The sequence below is a fragment of the Arenimonas sp. genome, from assembly GCF_041913985.1.
In the GTDB taxonomy this organism is placed as follows: domain Bacteria; phylum Pseudomonadota; class Gammaproteobacteria; order Xanthomonadales; family Xanthomonadaceae; genus Arenimonas.
Map to the genome: position 1 here is coordinate 1 of NZ_JAYSEG010000038.1, position 20,637 is coordinate 20,637.

The window sequence follows — 20,637 nt, forward strand, 5'->3', positions numbered from 1 at the left end:
AGCCGCGAAGCTCTTCGCGGAGAGCTTCGCGGCTGAAGCCGCTCCTACAAAGGAGGCGGGGCGGGGCCCGCGTCAGTGCCGGTGCGGGTCCGACTTCGGGCAGTGGCAGGGCGCGGTGGGGCCGTACTCGACGCCGTTGGACACGGCGTTGCCGTGGCGCTGCCAGAAGAACACCGGGGCCGGGCGCTGCTTGCCGCCGATCTCGCTCATGTCGGCGGCGTTGAACAGGCGGCCGTTCACCATCACGTGGGTGGTGTCGTCGCTGGCGCGGATGTCGGCCAGCGGGTTGCCGTCCACCACCACCAGGTCGGCGCGCTTGCCGGCTTCGATCGAGCCGATCTCCTTCGACAGGCCCAGGTAGTCGGCGCCGTCGATGGTGGCCGCGCGCAGCGCCTCGAACGGCGTGAAGCCGCCCTGCGCCAGCGACCAGATCTCCCAGTGCGGCGCCATGCCCTGCATCTGGCCGTGGCCGCCCACCTGGATGCGCACGCCGGCGTCGCGCATCTTCTTGGCCGCCTTCGCCACTTCCACGTGGTAGTAGTCCCACTCCGGGCCGGCCTCGCGGCGGATGGTGCGGGCGTCGAGCGACTGCTGCGGGAAGAAGCGGTTCAGGCGCGCGTTCTCCCACAGGTTGTCCTTGGCGTACCAGTAGTACTCGGCATTGAGGCCGCCATAGTTCACCACCAGGGTGGGCGTGTTGCGCACGTCGGTCTGGCGCCACAGTTCCACCACGTCCTTGTACAGCGGCGCCACCGGGATGTTGTGCTCCACGCCGGTCACGCCGTCCACCACCATGGTGAGGTTGTGCTGGAAAGTGCTGCCACCTTCCTCCACCACCAGCATGCCCAGTTCGCGCGCGGCCTGGTTGATCTGCTGGCGTTGCTCGCGGCGCGGCTGGTTGTAGCTCTTCACCGAAAAGGCGCCGTTGGCCTGCATGCGGCGCAGGTGGCGGCGGGCGTCGTCGATGGAGTTCACCTCGGCCTTGAAGTCGCCGTCGGCGCCGTAAAGGATGGTGCCGGTGGAGAACACGCGCGGGCCCACCATGCGGCCGGTCTTCACCAGTTCGCTCTGCGAGAACACAAACTCGGTGGTGGCCGAGGGGTCGTGCATGGTGGTGATGCCGAAGGCCAGGTTGGCGTGGTACGCCCAGTTCTGCTGCGGCACTACGCCCTGGCCGAAGTGCGCGGCGTGCGCGTGCGCGTCCACGATGCCGGGGAACACGGTCTTGCCGGCCACGTCCACTTCGCGGGCGCCGGCCGGGATGGCCACCTCGCCGCGCTTGCCCACGGCCACGATGCGCTCGCCGCGCACCACCACCACGCCGTCCTCGATCACTTCCTCGGTGTTCTCGGCGTCGCGCATGGTCACCACGCGGCCGCCCACCAGGGCGAAGGTGTCGGCGGGGCGGTCGGTGTCCACGCGCAGGCCCACCGGCACGCCGGCGTCGGCCTTGGCCGCGCCGAGCGCGCGGCTGTGGTAGCGGTCGCCCACCATCCAGTGCACCGACTTCGAATCGGCCGACCAGTGCAGGTAGCTGCCCATGTCGGTGCCCAGCGCGGTCACCGGCAGGGCCTTGGTGTCCTTGCTCAGTTCAATGGGCGCACCGGTGGCCGGCAACGGCGCCACGTAGCCGTTGAACAGCTCGGTGAAGGCCACCGATTTGCCGTCCGGGCTGATGGCCACGTGGTCCACGTACTTGAGGTTGAACACCTCGCGCGGCAGCTCGCCATTCAGGCCCACGCTCATCAGCTTCTTCTCGAGGCCGCCGCCGGTGAGGAAATACACGCGCTTGCCGTCGGCCGAGAACTGCGGGTCGGCGCCGTTCTTCGCCACCTGCACGGCGTCGCCGCCGGCGGCCGGCATCACGAACACGCCACGCACGCCGCTCCACAGGCTGCCGGTGAGGCCGCTTCCGCCCTGGCGCGAGTACACGATGCGGCTGCCGTCGGGTGAATAGCGCGGGCCGTAGTAGAAGCCCGGCTGGGTGGTGAGCGCGCGCGACTGGCCGCTGGCCAGGTCGAGCTCGTGGATCGCGCCCATCGCCTCGTCCGTCCATGTGGTGTAGAGCAGCTTGCGGCCGTCGGGGCTGAAGCTGGGCTGGTATTCGAAGCTCTCGTCGTCGCGGGTGAGACGGCGCGGTTCGCCGTTCGGCAGCGCCTTGGTCCAGAGCTGGCCCACGGCGTGGAAGACCAGGGTCTTGCCGTCGGGGCTGGTGGCGACGTCGCGGATCATCTTCGGCGCGAAGGAATCGCCGTCCAGCGGCTGGGCGAAGCGCAGCGCCGGCAGCACGGTCTGCTCGACCTCGGCGGTGAACGGGATGTTGGTGGGCGCGCCGCTGGCCATGTCCACGCGCCAGAGCTTGCCCTGGGCCCACACCACCACGGCCTTGGAATCGGGCGTCCAGTCGAAGTTGGGGTAGGGGCCGAAGATGGCCCACGCTTCCTGCTGGTCGTGCGAGAGGCCGTCCCACACCGGGCGTGCCTCGCCCGAGGCCAGGTCCAGCACGTGCAGCACCGACTTGTCGCGCACGCGCTTCACGAACGCCAGCTGCCTGCCGTCGGGCGAAGGCTGCGGGCGCACCGCGCCGCCGGCGCTGCCGACCACGGTTTCGATCTCGCCGGTTTCGCGGTCCAGGCGTTTGATGGCGTAGATCACGCCGTGCACGTTGCGGTTGTATTCGAAGGCGCCGCCGGGGCTCACGTCTTCCGAGAAGTACACGTAGCGGCCGTCCGGCGACACCGCCGGCTCGCCCAGGTCCTGCTGGTCGTTCTTGCGCTTGGTGAGCTGCAGGCCGGCGCCGCCGTCGCGGTGGTAGAGCCACAGTTCGCCGGCGCCGAGCGAGCGCTGCGAGGTGAAGTGCTTGCGGCCCACCAGGTACTGGCCGTCGGGCGTCCAGGCCGGGTTGTTGAGCAGGCGGAAGTCTTCCTTGGTGACCTGGGTGGCGCCGCTGCCGTCGGCCTTCATGCGCCAGAGGTTGTTGCCGCCGCCGCGGTCGGACGTGAAGGCGATCTCCTTGCCGTCGGGCGAGAAGCGCGGCTGGATGTCCCAGCCGGCGCCGCGGGTAAGGCGCCGCGCCTGGCCGCCGGCGGCGGGCAGCACGTACAGGTCGCCGAGCATGGAGAACACGATCTGGCTGCCGTCGGGGCTGAGGTCGAGGTCGAGCCAGGTGCCCTCGTCGGTGCTGAAGCGCACCACCTTGCCCTTGGCGTGCGCGGCGCCGACGTCCCACTTGGTTTCGGCCGCGCCGGCGGTGGCGCCGGCGGCGAGGGCGAGCGCGAGGGCAAGGGCGAGCGGGCGTGGCGACAGCGGCATGGACGGCTCCAGGGCAGGAAGGAAAGACGGGGAATTCCCGATGCTAGGCCAATCTTCGCCCGGGGTCCCCCGGCCGAAGGTCACGGCGGGGTGAAAGCGTGAGCGGCTTGGCAGCTTCGACACCCCGGGGCCGGCTTCGCTTGTGCCGGAGCCTTGGCTGCCGGACAGTAGCGGCATGCGCGCCCCCCGACGTCCCCGACTGGTCGTCCCGGCCGCCCTGGCCCTGGGGCCGGGCGCGGCGTCGACGGCGTTCGCCGCGGGCGGCGAAGGCCACGTCATGCTGGCCTGGGCCCTGGTGGGCCTGGCGCTGGGCGTGGCGCTCGCCGTGGGCCTGTGCGCCTGGCTGCTGCAGGGCCGCATCGCCGCCCACGGCGCCTGGTGGCGGCATGCGCTGGCGGCGCTGGCATTGCTGCTGCTCTCGTCGTGGCTGGCCTGGGACTGGCCCTGGGTCGTCATGCTGGTTTCGCTGGGCGTGGCCGGCTGGGGACTCTCGCGCGTGCTGCGCCTGACCCGGCACATGCGCCAGGCCCTGGACGAACACGCCCATGCCCGCGCCGAAGCGCGCCGCGCCAAGGCCGATTCCGAGCGCGACGCGCTCACCGGCGTGCTCAACCGCGGCGCCTGGCGCGCGCGGCTCGAACGCCTAGCCGAAGACACCCAGCAGGACGGCCGGCCGCTGTCGGTGCTGTTCTTCGACATCGACCTGTTCAAGCTCATCAACGACAGCCTGGGCCACCAGGTCGGCGACGACTGCCTCAAGGCCGTGGCCAGCACCGTGGCCGCCGAGCTGCGCGGCGGCGACATCCTGGGCCGCCTGGGCGGCGAGGAATTCGCGGTGGCGCTGCCGGGCGCGCGCCGCATCCACGCCATCGCCGTCGGCGAGCGCGTGCGCATGGCGGTGCAGAGCCACTGCCAGGTGGTCGGCGAGGAAGTGGTGGAGCTGACCGTCAGCGTCGGCGCCGCCGAATACCTGGGCCCCGGCGAATCCTTCGACGCCCTGATGGACCGCGCCGACCGCGCCATGTACACGGCCAAGGGCTCGGGCCGGAACATGGTGGTGGCCGACGCCGCCACGCCGCCCGGCGCGCACTGAGCCCGATCAGCCGCGGCGCGCGCCTTCCGGCAGTGCGGCCAGGCGCGCCATCTCGTGCGCATCGAGCAGGCCCGGGTCGTCCAGGAAGGCCTGCGCGAACTCGAAGGCGTCGTTGCCCCAGAACAGCTCGCCGTCCACCACCAGCGTGGGCACGCCGAACACGCCGCCGGCGATGGCCGCCTCGGTGTTCGCGCGCAGCTGCGCCTTCACTTCCGGCGCCGCGATGGCGGCCGCCACGTCGGCGATGCCCAGGCGTTCGCCCAGCGGCGCCAGCGCCGCGGCATCGTCGGCGGCGTTGCCCTGGGCCCAGATCCAGTCGAACACGGCGCCGATGGCGTCCGGCGTGTTGCCCGCCGCCAGGCACAGCCGCAGCGCGGCCAGCGGATTGAACGGGTGCGCCGGCGGGAACACCAGCGGCACGTCCTGCTGGCGCGCCAGCCAGGTGACGTGCCGGTAGGTGAAGAGCCGTTTGCCGGCGATTTCCGCCGGGCCCTTGTGGCCGTGGTGGCCCAGCAGCCCGGCCAGCAGCACCGGGCGGAAGTCGACCGCGTGCCGCCGCGCCAGTTCGCGCACCCGCGGCCACTGCAGGTACGCGAACGGCGAGATCGGGTCGAAGTACCAGGCGATCCGGCTCACGGGCGGCCCGGGTAGGCGCGGGGCAGGGCGCCGGCGGGCGCCAGGTAGCGGTCGCGCAGTTCGGTCTGGCGCGAGCGCATGGACGCGGGCCTGCCCTCGAACCACACCTGCTCGGCGTAGGTCGACAGCTCCAGCGGGTCGCCGCTCCACAGCACCAGGTCGGCCTGCTGGCCCACTTCGATGCGGCCACGCTGCGACAGCCCGAAGGCCTGCGCCGGCACCGAGGTCAGGCCAGCCAGCGCCGCTTCCCAGGGCAGGCCGTGCGCCACCGCGTTGCCCGCCAGCTGGCGCTGCTTGCGGGCGTTGTGGGTGGCGTCGCCGCGCTGCGAGAAGCCCACGCGCACGCCGGCCCGGTGCAGGCGCGCGGCGGTTTCCAGGCTCGAGCCCAGGCCGTCGAAGTTGCCCGGCAGGTTGGCCAGCGCGTCCACCAGCACCACCGCGTTCGCCGCCTTGAGCTCGGCGGCCACGCGCCAGGCCTCGGCGCCGCCGGCGATCACCGGGGTGAAGCCCTGCTTCTTCGCGAACGCCAGCACCTGGCGGATGTCCGCGGCGCGGTCCACGTGGAAGACCACGCGGCCGCCGCCCAGGTACTTCGCCACCGCGGCGCGGCCGGCGCGGGTGAGCAGGCCGTCGGACTGGCCGCTGCGCGCCTCGGTGATGGCCTGCTCGAGCAGCATCCACTGGCCGGCGCGGCTGCCGCCCGAAAGCGGCGAGCTGTCGCTGCCCAGGTTCACGAACAGGCTGCGCGTGCCCGGCAGCGCCGCGTCGTAGCGGCCGTCGAGCAGCACCGCGCTGCCCTGGCCGGCGACGAAGCTGCCGCCCGGCAGCGCCGACGGCGCCAGCACGGTGAAGGTGATGCCTTCCACGCGGTTCACGCCGATGGCGGCCGAGTGCGGGTTGAAGGCCATGTCCACGTCGAACTCGGGGCGCCAGGACGAGCCTTCGTGCGCCGGCACCATGGCGCCCAGCGCCAGGCCGCCGTCCACGGTGGACGGTTCACCCGACACTTCCTCGATGCCCAGGCCGGTCAGGCCGCCGAACAGGCCCGGCGTCAGCGGCCGGCCCTTGGCGTCGACCACGGTGGCGCCGGCGGGCGCGGCCAGGCCGGTGCCGACGGCGCGCACCACGCCGCCCTGCACCAGCACGTCGTGGTTCTTCAGCGTGCCGGCAGCGCCGGCGGTGTGCACGGTGGCGTTGCGGACCAGCAGGTCCTGCGCGGCGGCCGGCAGCGTGGCCAGCAGCGCGATGGCGAGAATCAGGCGCTTCACGGCGACACCTCCTGGCCCAGCATGAAGTCGGACACCGGCTGGCGCGCCGGGTCTTGGCGGTCGTAGAGCAGGGCGCCGTCCACGTACACCTTTTCGGCCAGCGCGTACACCGAGAACGGGTTGCCGTTCCACAGCACCACGTCGGCCATCTTGCCTTCGGCCAGGGTGCCGGTGACGGCATCAATGCCGATGGCCTTGGCCGCGTTCGCGGTGAGCCAGCGGATCGCGTGCTCGGGCGGCAGGGCCATGCCCAGGCGCTCGCCGCGGCCCATCACCTTCGCTGCTTCCTGGTTCAGGCGCTGGATGCCCTCGCTCGAATCGGAGTGCACGATGGCGCAGCTGTTCTTCGGCCGGTCCACCAGCGCGATGTTTTCCTGGATGCCGTCGTAGGCCTCCATCTTGAAGCCCCACCAGTCGGCCCAGAGCGCGGCGCAGATGCCTTCCCCGGCCAGGCGGTCGGCCAGCTTGTAGGCCTCCACGCCGTGGTGGAAGGCGGCGATCTTGAAGTCGAACTCCCTGGCCAGGTCCATCATCAGCGCCATCTCGTCGGCGCGGTAGCAGTGGATTTGCACGCTGATCTCGCCGCGAAGCACGCCCGCCAGCGTGTCCAGGCGCAGGTCGCGCGCGGGCGGCTCGCCGGCGGCGGCGCCCTTCTTCTTGCGGCCTTCGCCGCGCTGCGCCGCTTCGTACTTGTCCCAGGCCTGGCGGTACTTCTGCGCCTCGATGAAGGCGGCGCGGTAGCCGGCCAGGTTGCCCATGCGGGTCATCGGCGACTGGCCGCGGCCGCCGTACACGCGCTTCGGGTTTTCGCCGCAGGCCATCTTCACGCTGTGCGGCGCGCCCGGGAACTTCATTTCCTGCATGGTCACCGCGGGCACGTTCTTGAGCACCACGCCGCGGCCGCCGATCAGGTTGGCCGAGCCGGGCAGCACCATCATCGAGGTGACGCCGCCGGCCAGCGCCGCGGCGAAGCCCGGGTCCTGCGGCCACACGGCGTGCTCGGCCCAGACCTGGGCGGTGACCGGCGCGGTCATCTCGTTGCCGTCCTGGTGGGCCAGGGCGCCGGGGGCGGGGTAGACGCCCAGGTGCGAATGCACGTCGATGATGCCGGGCGTGACCCACTTGCCGCGGCCGTCCACCACGGTGGCGCCGGTGGCGTCGAGGTCGGCGCCGACCGCGGCCACCTTGCCGTCGCGCATCAGCACGTCGGCGCCCTCCAGGCGGCGGCCGTCGCCGGTGAGCACGGTGGCGTCGGTGATCAGCACCGGGCCGGACGCGACCGGCTCATAGGTGCTGGGAAAGCTGGGCGCGGCCGCCGGCGCCAGGGCCGGCAGGGCGAGCAGGGCGGTGGCCAGCAGGCTGGCCCGGAATCGTGGATGCATCGTGGTCTCCCCCGGTGGAACGGCCACCCTAGCCTCGGCCGGCGCGGCTTGCCAAGTGCGCGCGGCCGCGGTTCACCGGCCGCATGGCAGAATGGTCGTGCAGTACGGATAAAAAGAACAAAACGGAGATCACGAAACCATGAAAGACAAGAACGAGATCGTCAGCAACTGGCTCCCGCGCTACACCGGCGTGCCGCTGGAGGCCTTCGGCGAGCATGTCCTGCTGACCAACTTCGGCGGTTACCTCGACACCTTCGCCCGCCTCACCGGTGCCGAGGTGATGGGCCGCGACCGCCCCATGCCCAGCGCCACCGCCGACGGCATCACGCTCATCAACTTCGGCATGGGCAGCGCCAACGCCGCCACGGTGATGGACCTGCTCAGCGCCATCGGGCCCAAGGCCTGCCTGTTCCTGGGCAAGTGCGGCGGTCTCAAGCGCAAGAACCAGCTGGGCGACCTGGTGCTGCCCATCGCGGCCATCCGCGGCGAGGGCACCAGCAACGACTACCTGCCGCCGGAAGTGCCGGCCCTGCCGGCCTTCGCCCTGCAGCGCGCCGTGTCCACCATGATCCGCGACCTCGGCCACGACTACTGGACCGGCACGGTGTACACCACCAACCGCCGCGTCTGGGAGCACGACGAGGCCTTCAAGGAATACCTGCGCAAGCTGCGCTGCATGGCCATCGACATGGAGACGGCCACGGTGTTCGCGGCGGGCTTCGCCAACTCGATCCCCTCGGGCGCGCTGCTGCTGGTGTCCGACCAGCCGATGGTGCCGGAAGGCGTGAAGACCGAGGCCTCGGACCGCAAGGTGACCGAGCACTTCGTCGAACGCCACATCCAGATCGGCATCGAGGCGCTGCGCCTGATCCGCCGCCACGGCAAGTCGGTAAAACACCTGCGCTTCGACTGAAGCCAAGAAAGGGGGTCAGGTTCACTGCCCGCGGGAACCGGCGGGAAGTGAACCTGACCCCCTTTCTTCAGTGGTGGTGCCCGGCGTGGTCGTGGTGTGCTTCGTGCGCGTGTTCGCCGCAGGCCGGCTGCGCGCAGCGCGCGGCTTCCATTTGCAGGGTGGAGTGGCCGATGCCGAAGCGTTCGCGCAGCAGCGCGGCCAGGCGCCGGCGCAGGGCGTCGGAATCCACGCCTTCGGCCACGTCCACGTGCGCGCTCAGCAGCGGCTGCTGGCTGCTCAGCGACCACAGGTGCAGGTCGTGGATGGAGGCCACGCCGGGTTCGTTTTCCATGGCCGCCCGCACCGCGCCCACCTCGATGCCGTGCGGCACGCCTTCGAGCAGCAGGTGGCCGGCCTCGGACACCAGGTGCCAGGTGCGTGGCAGCACCCACAGGCCCAGCAGCGCCGCCAGCAGCGGGTCTATCCAGCTCCAGCCGGTGAACCAGATGGCTAGTGCGCCCAGGATCACCGCCACCGAGCCCAGCATGTCGGCCCAGACTTCCAGGTAGGCGCCGCGCATGTTCAGGCTCTCGCCGCTGCCGGCCTTGAGCAGGCGCATGGACACCAGGTTCACCGCCAGGCCCAGCGTGGCCACCAGCAGCATGGTGCCGGTGGCCACCGGGTGCGGCGTCAGGAAGCGGCCCACGGCTTCCCACAGGATCCAGCCCGCCAGCAGGAACAGCAGTCCGCCGTTGGCCAGCGCGCCCAGGGCTTCCATGCGCGCGTAGCCGTAGGTGCGGCGCGCGTCCGGCGGCCGCCGGGCCAGGCGCACGGCGGCCAGGGCGATGGCCAGCGCCAGGGTGTCGGAACCCATGTGCGCAGCGTCGGAAAGCAGGGCCAGGGAGTTGCTGAGCCAGGCGCCCGCCACTTCCACCGCCAGGAACAGGATCGTCAGCGCCAGCGCCCAGCGCAGCGGTTTCTCGTGGCGGATGTTGTCCAGCCCGTGGTCGTGGCCCTGGCCCATCTCAGCGCCGGTCCTGGTCCAGGATGGCCTGCAGGTCGGGCGGCACCGGCATGGGTTTCACCGCACTCACGTTGGCGCCACCGGTGTTGCCCACCGGCACCCACAGCCGCGAGAACAGCGCCGCCGCGACGATGCGCGTGAGCTGGCCGAATACTTCGCGGCCGTCGCGCCGCTGCCAGCCCACCGCCAGCATGCCCAGGTGGCTGCGCACGTGCAGGCGGGTGGAGCGCTGGCCCAGCACGTGGGCGCGTTCGAGGTGGCGGAAGGCGAGGTCGAGCTGGCCCTGCGCGCGCGCCGCCGCGGCCAGGGCCCATTCGTGCTCGAAGGCGGCGCGGGGCGTCACCAGTTGAAGACGAAGCCCACCACGTCCGGCGCGTCCTTGCCCTCGGTGAAGCGCACGTTGCACTCCACGACCTGCTTGACCTCGGAGGTCAGGCCCGGCTCGATGGTGATCGGTCCGGTGAGGAAGAATTCGCCGTTGGGCGCCGACTTCATGCTGGCGCCGAGCGCCTTGGTGTCGAGTTCGTAGAGCTTGCCGCCGAGCCGCGATTCGGCCGCGGCCTTGCAGGCCTGCGCGGCGAGTTCGTTGCGGTTGCCGGCCGCCGTGGCGTCGTCGGCACCGCCGCCGCCACAAGCCGAGAGCATCAGGGCCGCGGGGCCCACCACCAGCCAATTGCGCATGTTTCCCTCCTGGTTGCATCACCCGGCCCTGGCCGTTGGGGGGATACCCGGCGGGGTAGGTTTGTCTTCAGGACCAAGTTAGCGCAATTGCTCTAGACGCGCCATCGGCGGCCCGTGAAGGCCGCCGTAGGGGTTTTGCTCAGTAGCGGGGCACCGACGGGTCGATCTGCTCGGACCAGGCGTCGATGCCGCCTTCCACGTTGTACAGGTCGTGGAAGCCCAGGCCGCGGAAGTACTCGGCGGCCTGGCGGCTGGAGTTGCCGTGGTGGCACAGGAAGGCCAGCGGCAGGTCCTTGGGCAGGGCTTCCAGGCGCTCGCGGCTCTCCTCGTCCAGCACCTCGTGCGGGTGCGGGAAGGGGGCGAAGGCACGGGCATGGGCCGGGCGCACGTCGATCACGTCGATGGTGCCGGCGATGACGTGGTCGTGCAGCTGCTGCACCGACATGGACTTCACCGGCGCCGGCGCGTTCGGGTTGTGGATGGCCAGGCCGGCGCCGCGGGCATCTTCCACCCAGTCGATGCGCAGGCCGCGGGCGCGCGGCACGCTGGCCAGGTCCAGGTGGAAACGCAGGCCGCCGGCCTCGGCCACCACCTCGTGGCCGCTGGCGGGCTTGAGCTCGAAGCGGGCGTTGAAGCGCGGGTCCACCGACAGGTGCAGCACCACGCCGTCCTCGGCATTGGCCAGGGCGCGGCCGATGGCCTCGGCGGCGGCCGGGGTCACTTCGATGGCGGGCGGGGTGCGGTCGGGCGCGGCCAGGCCGAGCGCCTCGTGCAGTTCGCCGCTGTTGAGCATCTGCTCGATGATGTCGCTGCCGCCCAGCAGTTCGCCGGCGACGTAGAGCTGCGGGATGGTGGGCCACTGGCCGTAGAGCTTGATGCCCTCGCGGATCTCAGGGTCGGACAGCACGTCCACGTGGCCGTAGGCGTCGACCAGGCCGTTGAGGATGCCGGCCGCCTTGGCCGAGAAGCCGCACTGCGGGGCGTTCGGGCTGCCCTTCATGAACAGCACGACGTGGTGCGCGGCGAGGATCTGCTCGATGCGCGCGCGGGTTTCGGGGGTGAGGGACATGGCCGGCTCCGGTGGGGATGCCGGCATTTTAGCCCCGGGCGCCCCGGGGCCGGCTGACCGAAGTCAGAACTGCAGCAAATGCTGCGCCGCGGGCAGGGCCAGCGCGGTCCAGTCGGCGTAGGCCAGGGCCGAGGGGTGCAGGCCGTCGGCGGCGATGCGGTCGGGGCGGGCGCCCGGGCCGCGGCTGGCGGGCGTGATGTCCACGAAGGCCACGCCCTGTACCGCGCATTCAGTGGCGGCGGCCAGGTTGAAGGCGTCGAGTTCGCGGGCGATCTGCGCGGTGTCGCGGCCGCTGCCCTGGCCGAAGGGCGTGACGCCCCAGTCGGGGATCGACAGCACCAGCACGCGCCCGGGACGGCCGCCCGCCAGCGCGATGGCGCGCGCCAGCAGCGCCGCGAACTGCACCCGGTATTCGTCCAGCGATCGGCCGCGGTACTGGTTGTTCACGCCGATCAGCAGCGACACGAAATCCCAGCGTCCCAGCGGCTCGGCCGCGTCCATGGCGGCCGAGAGCTCGTCGGTGGTCCAGCCGGTGGTGGCGATGATGCGCGGTTCGCCCAGCGCGATGCCGCGCGCGCGCAGGCCGGCGGCCAGCTGCACGGGCCAGCGCCCGTCTTCGGGCACGGCCTCGCCGATGGTGTAGGAATCGCCCAGCGCGAGGTAACGCAGCATCGCCGCGCGGCCTCAGGCCACGTGCCGGGCGCCGCGGCGGGCCGCGTGGCGTTCCAGCACGCGGTCGATGCGCGCGAACACCTCGCGCACCACGCCCGCTTCGGGCAGCAGGGTCACGCGGAAGTGGCGCGAGCCCGGCACGTTGAAGCCGGTGCCCGGCACCACCAGCACGTCCTCGGTTTCCAGGAGTTCGAGCGCGAAGGCCTGGTCGTCGAAGCCTTCCGCCGCGGCGCCCACCACCTGCGGGAAGGCGTAGAGCGCGCCGGCCGGCGCCACCACCGACAGGTGTTCGCTGGCGGCGCAGCTGTCGATCACCGCCTGGCGCGAGGCGTGCAGGCGGCCGCCCGGCGCGGTGAGCTCGCGGATGGTCTCGGGGCCGGTCAGCGCCGCCGGCACGGCGAACTGCGCCGGCACGTTGGCGCACAGGCGCAGCGCGCTGAGCAGGTCCATGGCGTGGTGGTAGTCGCCCACCTTCAGCGGGTCGCCGGAAAGCACGGCCCAGCCCACGCGCCAGCCGCAGGCGCGCCACACCTTCGACAGGCCGCCGAAGCTGAGGCAAGCCACGTCGCCGGCCAGCGGCGCCAGCGGGGTGAACCGGGCCTCGTCGTACAGGATGCCGTCGTAGATCTCGTCGGCCATCAGCAGCAGGCCGTGGCGCGCGGCGATGTCCACCAGGCGCTGCAGCAGCTCAGGCGGGTAGTTGGCGCCAGTGGGGTTGTTCGGGTTGATCACCACCAGCGCGCGGGTGCGCGGCGTCACCAGCTTCTCGATTTCGTCGGGATCGGGCAGGAAGCCGTTCTCCGGCGCGCAGCGGTAGTACACCGGCCGGCCCTGGTTGAGGATGGTGGCGGCGCTCCACAGCGGGTAGTCGGGCGAGGGCAGCAGCACTTCCTCGCCGGGGTTGAGCAGGGCGCGCAGGGAGATGTCGATCAGCTCGCTCACGCCGTTGCCCACGAACACGCGCTCGGCGCTGGCGTTGGGGGTGCCGCGGCCGCGGTGGAAGGCGGCGATGGCCTCGCGCGCCAGCGGCAAACCCTGCTGGTGCGTGTAGGGGTCGGACTCGCCCACGTGGGCCGACACCGCCTGCTGCAGGTGCGCCGGGGCCCGGAAGCCGAAGGCGCCCGGGTTGCCGATGTTGAGCCGGATCAGCTGCCGCCCCTGCCCCTCGAGTTCGCGGGCGCGGCGGGAAAGTTCGCCGCGGATGTCATAGCGGACCTCGCGCAGGCTTTCGCGGGTCGGCATCGGGCTGTGGGGCATCTTGGAACGGGCTCGGGCAGGGGTGGAAGCGCGAGGTTAACGGAATCTTGACGTGCTTTCAGCCGGTTTTCCGCGCCCCGGTGAGCGCCAGCCCGGCCGCCACGGTGAAACCCAGCTCCCAGGCCAGGGCCCAGGCGAAGAAGGGGGTGAACTCCCCGGTCTGGGCGATGCCCAGCAGCCGCACCGCGCCAATGCCGCCGTTGCCCAGCGCCACCAGCCACAGCCCCGGCCGGCGCCAGCCCGGCTGGAAGGCGCAGGCCAGCAGGAAGGCGCCCAGGCCCAGCTCCAGCCCGCCATAGAAGGCCTGCAGTTCCACCCGGCCCGCCGGCGTGCCCTGGATGCCCACGGCCGACAGCACCCCGGCCGGGTCGAGCGTGATCGCCACGCCGAAGCCCAGGAAACCCAGGCCGGCCAGCACGAGCACGAGGATGCGGAAACGTTCCATGGCCGCAGTCTGGGCGGCCCCCGGTGAGCGGCACGTGCAGGCCGGCGTATCATCCGGGCCAATGCTGCCCGAACCCCAAGACCTCGCCCGCCTGCGCGCCATCGGCTGGCCCGATGACGACACCGCCCGCGAGGCCCTGGCCGCCGCCCCGGGCGCGCGCCTGGCCCGCGTGGCCAGCCAGCACCGCACCGCCTACGACGTGGCGCTCGGCCCCGACGACGCGCTGATGAAGGTGCAGCCGCCCATGCCCTGGACGCGCCCGCGCTTCCCGCCCGACGAGCGCGCCGCGGTGGGCGACTGGGTCACGCTCGACGCCGCCGGCCGCAACATCGTGGCCATGCTGCCGCGCCGCTCCATCCTCAAGCGCGGCGCCGCCGGCGAGCACCACCGCCAGCAGCTGATCGCCGCCAACGTGGACCACGTGCTGGTGGTCGTGGGCCTGGACCAGGACTTCAACCCGCGCCGCATCGAACGCTACCTGGTGCTCATCCGCGCCAGCGGCGCCGACCCGGTGCTGGTGCTGACCAAGGCCGACGAATGCGACATCGTCGACGACTGCGTCGACCTGCTCATGGAAGTGGCCGAATCCGGCGTGCCCATCCACCCGGTGAACGCCAAGGACCCGGCCTCCACCGCCGTGCTGCACCCCTACCTGGGCCCCGGCCGCACGGTGGTGCTGGTGGGCAGCTCGGGCGCGGGCAAGTCCACGCTCACCAACACGCTGCTCGGCCGCGAGAAGATGAAGACCAATGCCGTGCGCGCCAACGATTCGCGCGGCCGCCACACCACCACCGCGCGCGTGCTGCTGCCGCTGCCGCAGGGCGGCTGCCTGATCGACACGCCGGGCATGCGCGAGGTGAAGCTCAGCGGCGACGAGGACGTGGCCGACGCCTTCGAGGACATCGAGGCCCTGGCCGTGGACTGCCGCTTCCGCGACTGCGGCCACGGCAACGAGCCCGGCTGCGCGGTGCGCGCGGCGCTCGACGAAGGCGTGCTCGACGAGGCGCGTTTCCTCAACTACGCCAAGCTGCGCGACGAGATGGACGCCGCCGCCACCTCGCAGGCCGAGCGCAAGGCCGAGGCGCGGGTGATGGGCAAGGCGCTCAACAAGCGCCTCAAGGACAAATACGGCCGCCGCTGATGCCGATGGACCCGCGCACGCTGGAACACCACGCCGCGCTCGACGCGCGCCTGGTGGCGGCGGTGCGCGGCATCCGCCTGCTCGAGGCGGTGAGCTGGCCTGCGCGGCTGCAGGAAGAGTTCCTGGGCGCCTGGCGCATCGGCCGCATCCACCTGCCCCGGCCCGAGTACCCCCGCGGTGATTACGCCGAGGTGCGGCGCGAACTGGAAGCCGTGCACGACGGCGCCGACCCCGACGAGCCCATCGGCCGCTACCTGCGGCAAACCGCCGAAAGCTGGCGCATCACCACCCGCCTGCTCGACGCCGTCGGCAGCCACCGCGTCACCGCCTATTCCACCCGCCTGTTCGGCCGGCCGATGGAAATGCTACCCGGCAACGGCCCCACCAACCTCGACGCCGCCCAGCACTTCGTCGGCCTCGCCGACGAGATGGACCAGGAGCTGCGCGAGATCGAGCCCGACTACGTGCTGCCGGCGGAAACCGTGCAGGCCGAGCTGCAGGCCGCGGTGGACGCCTTCTTCACCGACCACAAGGTGCGGGTGGAGCTCGACGACACCCTCATCGCCAAGGCCGCGGCCAGCTCGCAGCGCATCCGCCTGCGCACCGCCACCGGCTTTTCCGAATACGACCGCAACCAGCTGCTGGTGCACGAGGCCTTCGTGCACACGCTCACCGGCCTCAACGGCCGCGAGCAGCCGCACCTCAAATCCCTGGGCCGCGGTTCGCCGCGCACCACCGCCACGCAGGAAGGCCTGGCCACCTTCGCCGAGCTGATCTCGGGCTCCATGGACATCGAGCGCATGAAGCGCATCAGCCTGCGCATCGCCGCCATCGACAAGGCCATCCACGGCGCCGATTTCGTCGAAGTGTTCCGCTTCTTCATCGAGGCCGGGCAGAGCCCCACCGACAGCTTCACCTCGTCCCAGCGCGTGTTCCGCGGCGTGCCGCTGGGCGGCGGCGCGGCCTTCACCAAGGACACCGTGTACCTGCACGGCCTGCTGGCGGTGCACACCTTCTTCCGCTGGTGCCTGCGCCACCACCAGCTGGGCCGCGCGCGGCAGCTGTTCGCCGGCAAGATGGCGCTCGAGGACGTGTTCGCGCTCGAAGGCGCGTTCGACGCCGGCGCCATCGCCGCGCCGCGCTACATCCCGCCCTGGATGCAGCGCGCCAACGGGCTGGCCGGCATGCTGGCCTTCTCACTGTTCGCCAACAAGATCCGGCTCGACCGGGTGGACGCGGACGACCTGGTGCTGGGCCTCTAGGCCCGGCCATACGGGGGCGTCGGCCCGGGGGTGGCCGGGGCCGCTAGAATGGGGGTCTTTCGGCGGCCGTCCGCCCGCCCCCCAACGCCCAAGTCCATGTCCGAACAAGAAGATTTCAAGCAGGCCGCCCTCGACTACCACCGCCAGGCCCCGGCGGGAAAGATCAAGGTCACCCCGACCAAGGCCATGGTCACCCAGCGCGACCTGGCCCTGGCCTATTCGCCGGGCGTGGCCGCGGCCTGCGAGGCCATCGTGGCCGACCCGGGCGAGGCCAGCGCGCTCACCGCGCGCGGCAACCTGGTCGGCGTCATCACCAACGGCACCGCCGTGCTGGGCCTGGGCAACATCGGCCCGCTGGCGGGCAAGCCGGTGATGGAAGGCAAGGGCGTGCTGTTCCAGAAGTTCGCCGGCATCGACGTGTTCGACCTCGAGATCGCCGAGAACGACCCGGACAAGCTGGTGGAGATCATCGCCAGCCTCGAGCCCACCTTCGGCGGCATCAACCTGGAAGACATCAAGGCGCCCGAGTGCTTCGTGGTGGAGAAGAAGCTGCGCGAGCGGCTGAAGATCCCCGTGTTCCACGACGACCAGCACGGCACCGCCATCATCGTCGGCGCCGCCCTGCTCAATGCGCTGAAGGTGGTGGGCAAGGACATCGCCACCGTGAAGCTGGCGGTCAGCGGCGCCGGCGCGGCCGGCATCGCCTGCCTGGACATGCTGGTGGCGCTGGGCATGCGCCCGGAGAACATCCTGGTCACCGACCGCGACGGCGTGCTGCACACCGGCCGCGCCGACCTGCAGCCCGGCGGCGCCAACCACGGCATCGTGCGCTATGCCCGCGACACCGCGGCGCGCACCCTGGCCGACATCATCGTCGGTGCCGACGTGTTCGTCGGCGTGTCCGCCGGCGGCGTGCTCAAGCCGGAAATGGTGAAGCAGATGGCCGACCGGCCCGTCATCTTCGCCCTGGCCAACCCCACGCCCGAGATCGACCCCAGCCTGGCCCGCCAGACCCGCCCGGACGCCATCATCGCCACCGGCCGCAGCGACCACCCGAACCAGGTGAACAACGCGCTGTGCTTCCCGTACATCTTCCGCGGCGCGCTCGACGTGGGCGCCACGACGATCAACGAGGAAATGAAGCTGGCCTGCGTGCACGCCATCGCCGACCTGGCCCGGCGCGAAGCCACCGACCTCGGCGCCGCCTACGCCGGCGAGACGCCGCGCTTCGGCCCCGAATACCTCATCCCGCGCCCCTTCGACCCGCGCCTGCTGGTGTCGCTGGCGCCGGCCGTGGCCAAGGCCGCCATGGATTCCGGCGTGGCCACGCGCCCCATCGAAGACCTCGACAGCTACCGCGACCGCCTGAGCAGCTGGGTGTTCCGCACCGGCCTGGTGATGAAGCCGGTGTTCGACCGCGCCCGCGCCGACCGCAAGCGCGTGGTGTACGCCGAGGGCGAGGAAGAGACCGTGCTGCGCGCCGTGCAGACGGTGGTTGACGAGGGCCTGGCCCGGCCGATCCTGGTGGGCCGCCCGGCGGTGATCGAGCGCCGCATCCAGCGCCTGGGCCTGCGCCTGCGCATCGGCATCGACGTGGACGTGACCAACATCGACGACGACCCGCGCTTCAACGACTACTGGCAGCTCTACCACGAGATCATGCAGCGCAAGGGCATCACGCCCTCGGCCGCCAAGGCCATCGTGCGTTCGCGCGACGTGGTGATCGCCGCGCTCATGGTCCGCCGCGGCGAAGCCGACGCGCTGCTGTGCGGCCTGGTGGGTCGCTACGTGCGCAAGCTCAAGTACGTGCGCGAGATCCTGGGCCTGGAGAACGAAGTGCGCGGCCTGTCCGCGCTGAGCGCCGTGCTCAACGAGAAGGGCGTGTTCTTCTTCACCGACACCCACGTGCAGGTGGAGCCGACCGCCGCGCAGGTGGCCGAGTCGGTGGTGCAGGCGGCGTTCCGCCTGAAGCTGTTCGGCATCACGCCCAAGGCGGCGCTGGTGAGCCACAGCAACTTCGGCTCCAGCGAATCGGCCACGGCGCAGAAGATGCGCGACGCGCTCGAGATCCTGCGCGAGCGCGCGCCCAAGCTCGAGGTGGAAGGCGAGATGCACGCCGACATCGCGCTCAACGAGGAGGCGCGCCAGCGCATCTTCCCGCACTCGCGCCTGCAGGGCCGCGCCAACCTGCTGGCCTTCGCCAACCTCGACGCCGCCAACGCCAGCTACAACCTGGTGCGCACGGTCACCGACGGCGTGGGCATCGGCCCCATCCTGATGGGCCTGGCGGCCTCGGCCCACGTGCTCACGCCCTCGGCCACGGTGCGCCGCGTGGTGAACATGACCGCCATCGCCGCCGTCGACGCCCAGATCCGCGCCGCCCGCGGCTGAAGAAGACAAAGAAGGGGGTCAGGTTCACTTAACGCCCCGCGGGCGTTAAGTGAACCTGACCCCCTTCTTTTGCTTCTTGACGACCTGAAATAACTGTGTATATTCAGTATGCACACCAGCCAAAGGACTGCATGGGCACCGAACTGCTGCTGTCGCCGCACTCAAGCACGCCGATGTACGCCCAGATCGTCGAGCAGGTCGTCGCCAAGGTGATGGCCGGCGAATGGGCGGAAGGCCGGCCGCTGCCGTCGATACGCGAACTGGCCAGCGCCAGCGGCGTCAGCGTCATCACGGTCAAGCGCGCCTACCTCGAGCTCGAGCACGCCGGCGTCATCGTCACGCGGCAGGGCAAGGGCTCCTACGTCGCGGCGGTGAAGGACGCGGCCCGCGCGCTGGCCGCCGAAGAATTCGAGACGCAACTGAAAGGGCTGCTGGACGCGGCCAGGAAACTCGGACTGGCCCCCCGTGGCGTCGTCGCCCGCGTCGAGCAGGCGCTGGCGGAACCCGGGGCAACACCGTCGGACACCGACGCAAGGAAACCCGAATGACCCCGGCCATCGCGCTCCAGGGCGTACGCAAGCACTACGACGACTTCGCGCTCCAGGACGTCGACCTGGCGCTGCCGGAAGGGCAGGTGATGGGCCTGGTGGGCGTGAACGGCGCCGGCAAGTCCACCCTGCTGCGCCTGCTGATGGGCCTGGTGCGGGCCGACGGCGGCGAGGTGCGCGTGTTCGGCCAGCGCCTGCCCGACGCGCAGGTAGAGGTGAAGCGCGACATCGGCTACGCCTCGGAGGACATGCGCCTGTACCCCGGCCAGACCCTGCGCTGGCACATGGACCTGGTGCGCCGCATCTACCCGGCCTGGGACGAGGCCTATGCCGCCCACCTGGTGGCCCGCTTCGACCTGCGGCCGGCGCAGGCGCTGCGCGGCTTCTCGCATGGCCAGCGGGTGAAGGCGCTGCTGATGCTGATCCTGGCGCGGCGCCCGCGCCTGCTGCTGCTCGACGAACCCACCACGGGCCTGGACCCGGTCGCGCGCGGCGAAGTGCTCGACGCGCTCGCCGAGGTGCTGCGCGACGAACGCCGCTCCATCCTGTTCTCGTCGCACAACACCGCCGACGTCGAGCGCATCGCCGATTCCATCACCTTCCTGCATGCGGGCAAGCTGCTGGCCTCGCGCGACAAGGAGTCGTTCCTCGACGCCTGGCGCCGCGTGCTGTGCCGCGGCCCCTGGCACGAGGGTATCCGCGCCCTGCCGGGCGTGGCCTCGGCCCGGCACAGCGCGCCCGTGGTCGAAATCAAGACCGGCGCCTTCGACGACACCACCGTGCCCGCGCTGCAGGCGCTGGGCCTCACGGTGGAGAGCGTCGAACCCATGCCGCTCGAGGACATCTTCATCACCACGGTGCGCGGGGGGAATGGCGCATGAACTGGCTTGCATCCGACCTGCGCATGGTGCGCACGCTCGTGCTCAAGGACTGGCAGGTGTACCAGAAGCAGCTGGCGGGCTACGTCGCCGGCATGCTGCTGGCGCTGGGCCTGATCGGCATGGGCACGCCGCTGATGGCCGCCGCCGGCGCGCTGCTGCTGCTCGTGCTGCTGCTGGTGGTGGGCATCTATGCCATCCAGGCCTCCATCATCGCCGAGCGCAAGCAGCAGACCGGGGCGTTCATCATGAGCCTGCCGGTGACGCCGATGGACGTGTTCTGGGGCAAGCTGCTCGCCAACCTGGCGATCTACCTGGTGCCCTTCGTGCTGGTGGTGGGCGGCCTAGTGGCGGTGGTGCTGGCCACGCCGCACCCCGACGGTGCGCTGCCGTGGCTGGTGGCGGTGGCGGCCTTCATGCTGGTGCTGTTCTGCGTGTCGCTGAGCGTGGCCATCGCGGTCGACAGCGAAGGCTGGAACATCTTCGTGATGCTGGCCCTGATGACGCTGGTCGGCCCGTACATGTGGTGGGTCGGCCGCTTCGAGACGGTGCTGCGTTACCGCGGCACCGACGAGATCGTCTGGGGCGCGCCGATGCTGTCCCTGCTCGGCGCCGAGCTGGCGGTGACCGTGGTGGCGGTGCTCGCCGCCGGCTGGCTGCACGCGCGCAAGCGTTCCTTCCTCTGA

General features: G+C 71.4%; 19 protein-coding genes. 8 read left to right on the top strand and 11 right to left on the bottom strand.

The window, feature by feature from the left end:
* Positions 1-72: 72 nt before the first annotated feature.
* A complete protein-coding gene (locus tag ACE3Q2_RS11670) occupies positions 73-3,312 on the bottom strand; it encodes an amidohydrolase family protein (protein WP_374474169.1) in 3,240 nt (1,079 codons plus the stop codon).
* Between the two features lie 175 nt (positions 3,313-3,487).
* On the opposite strand from ACE3Q2_RS11670, the gene ACE3Q2_RS11675 reads away from it, so the two are divergent.
* The gene (locus ACE3Q2_RS11675; protein WP_374474171.1) at positions 3,488-4,405 is read left to right on the top strand and encodes a GGDEF domain-containing protein; all 918 of its coding nucleotides are present in this window, start codon (positions 3,488-3,490) and stop codon (positions 4,403-4,405) included.
* Between the two features lie 6 nt (positions 4,406-4,411).
* Here ACE3Q2_RS11675 and ACE3Q2_RS11680 read toward each other — a convergent pair whose 3' ends face one another.
* Genes ACE3Q2_RS11680 through ACE3Q2_RS11690 form a run of 3 tightly spaced genes read right to left on the bottom strand, consistent with a single transcriptional unit; the run spans position 4,412 to position 7,691 of the window.
* Positions 4,412-5,041 carry a 2-hydroxychromene-2-carboxylate isomerase gene (locus ACE3Q2_RS11680; protein WP_374474173.1) on the bottom strand — a complete coding sequence of 210 codons (630 nt, stop codon included), beginning with the start codon at positions 5,039-5,041 and terminating at the stop codon, positions 4,412-4,414.
* On the bottom strand, positions 5,038-6,309 hold the full coding sequence (locus ACE3Q2_RS11685) for an amidohydrolase family protein (RefSeq protein ID WP_374474174.1): 1,272 nt from the start codon (positions 6,307-6,309) through the stop codon (positions 5,038-5,040). The genes ACE3Q2_RS11680 and ACE3Q2_RS11685 overlap by 4 nt, the downstream gene beginning before the upstream one ends.
* On the bottom strand, positions 6,306-7,691 hold the full coding sequence (locus ACE3Q2_RS11690; RefSeq protein WP_374474176.1) for an amidohydrolase: 1,386 nt from the start codon (positions 7,689-7,691) through the stop codon (positions 6,306-6,308). Before ACE3Q2_RS11690 ends, ACE3Q2_RS11685 begins: the two co-directional genes overlap by 4 nt.
* Before the next feature lie 139 nt (positions 7,692-7,830).
* On the opposite strand from ACE3Q2_RS11690, the gene ACE3Q2_RS11695 reads away from it, so the two are divergent.
* Entirely contained in the window at positions 7,831-8,604 is a 774-nt protein-coding gene (locus tag ACE3Q2_RS11695; RefSeq protein ID WP_374474178.1) for an AMP nucleosidase, read from the top strand.
* A gap of 67 nt (positions 8,605-8,671) precedes the next feature.
* Here ACE3Q2_RS11695 and ACE3Q2_RS11700 read toward each other — a convergent pair whose 3' ends face one another.
* The 7 genes from ACE3Q2_RS11700 to ACE3Q2_RS11730 form a co-directional block, all read right to left on the bottom strand.
* The gene (locus ACE3Q2_RS11700; RefSeq protein ID WP_374474180.1) at positions 8,672-9,607 is read right to left on the bottom strand and encodes a cation diffusion facilitator family transporter; all 936 of its coding nucleotides are present in this window, start codon (positions 9,605-9,607) and stop codon (positions 8,672-8,674) included.
* A gap of 1 nt (position 9,608) precedes the next feature.
* Positions 9,609-9,950 carry a DUF3703 domain-containing protein gene (locus ACE3Q2_RS11705; RefSeq protein WP_374474182.1) on the bottom strand — a complete coding sequence of 114 codons (342 nt, stop codon included), beginning with the start codon at positions 9,948-9,950 and terminating at the stop codon, positions 9,609-9,611.
* Positions 9,947-10,288, bottom strand: a complete 342-nt coding sequence (locus ACE3Q2_RS11710) for a hypothetical protein (protein WP_374474183.1) — start codon at positions 10,286-10,288, stop codon at positions 9,947-9,949. Before ACE3Q2_RS11710 ends, ACE3Q2_RS11705 begins: the two co-directional genes overlap by 4 nt.
* Before the next feature lie 139 nt (positions 10,289-10,427).
* A complete protein-coding gene (grxD, locus tag ACE3Q2_RS11715; protein ID WP_374474188.1) occupies positions 10,428-11,357 on the bottom strand; it encodes a Grx4 family monothiol glutaredoxin in 930 nt (309 codons plus the stop codon).
* A 63-nt stretch (positions 11,358-11,420) separates the two neighbouring features.
* Positions 11,421-12,029, bottom strand: a complete 609-nt coding sequence (locus ACE3Q2_RS11720; protein WP_374474190.1) for an SGNH/GDSL hydrolase family protein — start codon at positions 12,027-12,029, stop codon at positions 11,421-11,423.
* Between the two features lie 12 nt (positions 12,030-12,041).
* Positions 12,042-13,286: an aminotransferase class I/II-fold pyridoxal phosphate-dependent enzyme gene (locus tag ACE3Q2_RS11725; RefSeq protein ID WP_374474192.1), complete on the bottom strand. Its 1,245-nt coding sequence runs from the start codon at positions 13,284-13,286 to the stop codon at positions 12,042-12,044.
* Positions 13,287-13,344: 58 nt separating this feature from the next.
* Positions 13,345-13,731, bottom strand: a complete 387-nt coding sequence (locus tag ACE3Q2_RS11730; protein ID WP_374474194.1) for a DUF4345 family protein — start codon at positions 13,729-13,731, stop codon at positions 13,345-13,347.
* A gap of 61 nt (positions 13,732-13,792) precedes the next feature.
* Between ACE3Q2_RS11730 and rsgA the strand changes: the two genes are divergently transcribed.
* The 6 genes from rsgA to ACE3Q2_RS11760 all read left to right on the top strand — a co-directional run bounded on the left by rsgA (position 13,793) and on the right by ACE3Q2_RS11760 (position 20,637).
* A complete protein-coding gene (rsgA, locus tag ACE3Q2_RS11735; RefSeq protein WP_374474196.1) occupies positions 13,793-14,872 on the top strand; it encodes a ribosome small subunit-dependent GTPase A in 1,080 nt (359 codons plus the stop codon).
* 5 nt (positions 14,873-14,877) lie between these two features.
* Complete coding sequence (locus ACE3Q2_RS11740) at positions 14,878-16,134, top strand: flavohemoglobin expression-modulating QEGLA motif protein (protein WP_374474197.1); 1,257 nt, start codon at positions 14,878-14,880, stop codon at positions 16,132-16,134.
* Positions 16,135-16,230: 96 nt separating this feature from the next.
* Positions 16,231-18,525 (top strand): NADP-dependent malic enzyme, encoded by a 2,295-nt coding sequence (locus ACE3Q2_RS11745; RefSeq protein WP_374474198.1) that lies wholly within the window; start codon positions 16,231-16,233, stop codon positions 18,523-18,525.
* A gap of 131 nt (positions 18,526-18,656) precedes the next feature.
* On the top strand, positions 18,657-19,073 hold the full coding sequence (locus ACE3Q2_RS11750) for a GntR family transcriptional regulator (RefSeq protein ID WP_374474200.1): 417 nt from the start codon (positions 18,657-18,659) through the stop codon (positions 19,071-19,073).
* Positions 19,070-19,954, top strand: a complete 885-nt coding sequence (locus ACE3Q2_RS11755; protein WP_231698300.1) for an ABC transporter ATP-binding protein — start codon at positions 19,070-19,072, stop codon at positions 19,952-19,954. Before ACE3Q2_RS11750 ends, ACE3Q2_RS11755 begins: the two co-directional genes overlap by 4 nt.
* On the top strand, positions 19,951-20,637 hold the full coding sequence (locus ACE3Q2_RS11760) for an ABC-2 transporter permease (RefSeq protein WP_231698299.1): 687 nt from the start codon (positions 19,951-19,953) through the stop codon (positions 20,635-20,637). Before ACE3Q2_RS11755 ends, ACE3Q2_RS11760 begins: the two co-directional genes overlap by 4 nt.

Excerpts from the sequence above, each read along its gene's own strand:
- ACE3Q2_RS11670 (WP_374474169.1), bottom strand. The coding sequence starts at position 3,312 with ATGCCGCTGTCGCCACGCCCGCTCGCCCTTGCCCTCGCGCTCGCCCTC.
- ACE3Q2_RS11675 (WP_374474171.1), top strand. The coding sequence starts at position 3,488 with ATGCGCGCCCCCCGACGTCCCCGACTGGTCGTCCCGGCCGCCCTGGCC.
- ACE3Q2_RS11690 (WP_374474176.1), bottom strand. The coding sequence starts at position 7,691 with ATGCATCCACGATTCCGGGCCAGCCTGCTGGCCACCGCCCTGCTCGCC.
- ACE3Q2_RS11695 (WP_374474178.1), top strand. The coding sequence starts at position 7,831 with ATGAAAGACAAGAACGAGATCGTCAGCAACTGGCTCCCGCGCTACACC.
- ACE3Q2_RS11700 (WP_374474180.1), bottom strand. The coding sequence starts at position 9,607 with ATGGGCCAGGGCCACGACCACGGGCTGGACAACATCCGCCACGAGAAA.
- ACE3Q2_RS11710 (WP_374474183.1), bottom strand. The coding sequence starts at position 10,288 with ATGCGCAATTGGCTGGTGGTGGGCCCCGCGGCCCTGATGCTCTCGGCT.
- grxD (WP_374474188.1), bottom strand. The coding sequence starts at position 11,357 with ATGTCCCTCACCCCCGAAACCCGCGCGCGCATCGAGCAGATCCTCGCC.
- ACE3Q2_RS11720 (WP_374474190.1), bottom strand. The coding sequence starts at position 12,029 with ATGCTGCGTTACCTCGCGCTGGGCGATTCCTACACCATCGGCGAGGCC.
- ACE3Q2_RS11725 (WP_374474192.1), bottom strand. The coding sequence starts at position 13,286 with ATGCCCCACAGCCCGATGCCGACCCGCGAAAGCCTGCGCGAGGTCCGC.
- ACE3Q2_RS11730 (WP_374474194.1), bottom strand. The coding sequence starts at position 13,731 with ATGGAACGTTTCCGCATCCTCGTGCTCGTGCTGGCCGGCCTGGGTTTC.
- rsgA (WP_374474196.1), top strand. The coding sequence starts at position 13,793 with ATGCTGCCCGAACCCCAAGACCTCGCCCGCCTGCGCGCCATCGGCTGG.
- ACE3Q2_RS11740 (WP_374474197.1), top strand. The coding sequence starts at position 14,878 with ATGGACCCGCGCACGCTGGAACACCACGCCGCGCTCGACGCGCGCCTG.
- ACE3Q2_RS11745 (WP_374474198.1), top strand. The coding sequence starts at position 16,231 with ATGTCCGAACAAGAAGATTTCAAGCAGGCCGCCCTCGACTACCACCGC.
- ACE3Q2_RS11750 (WP_374474200.1), top strand. The coding sequence starts at position 18,657 with ATGGGCACCGAACTGCTGCTGTCGCCGCACTCAAGCACGCCGATGTAC.
- ACE3Q2_RS11755 (WP_231698300.1), top strand. The coding sequence starts at position 19,070 with ATGACCCCGGCCATCGCGCTCCAGGGCGTACGCAAGCACTACGACGAC.
- ACE3Q2_RS11760 (WP_231698299.1), top strand. The coding sequence starts at position 19,951 with ATGAACTGGCTTGCATCCGACCTGCGCATGGTGCGCACGCTCGTGCTC.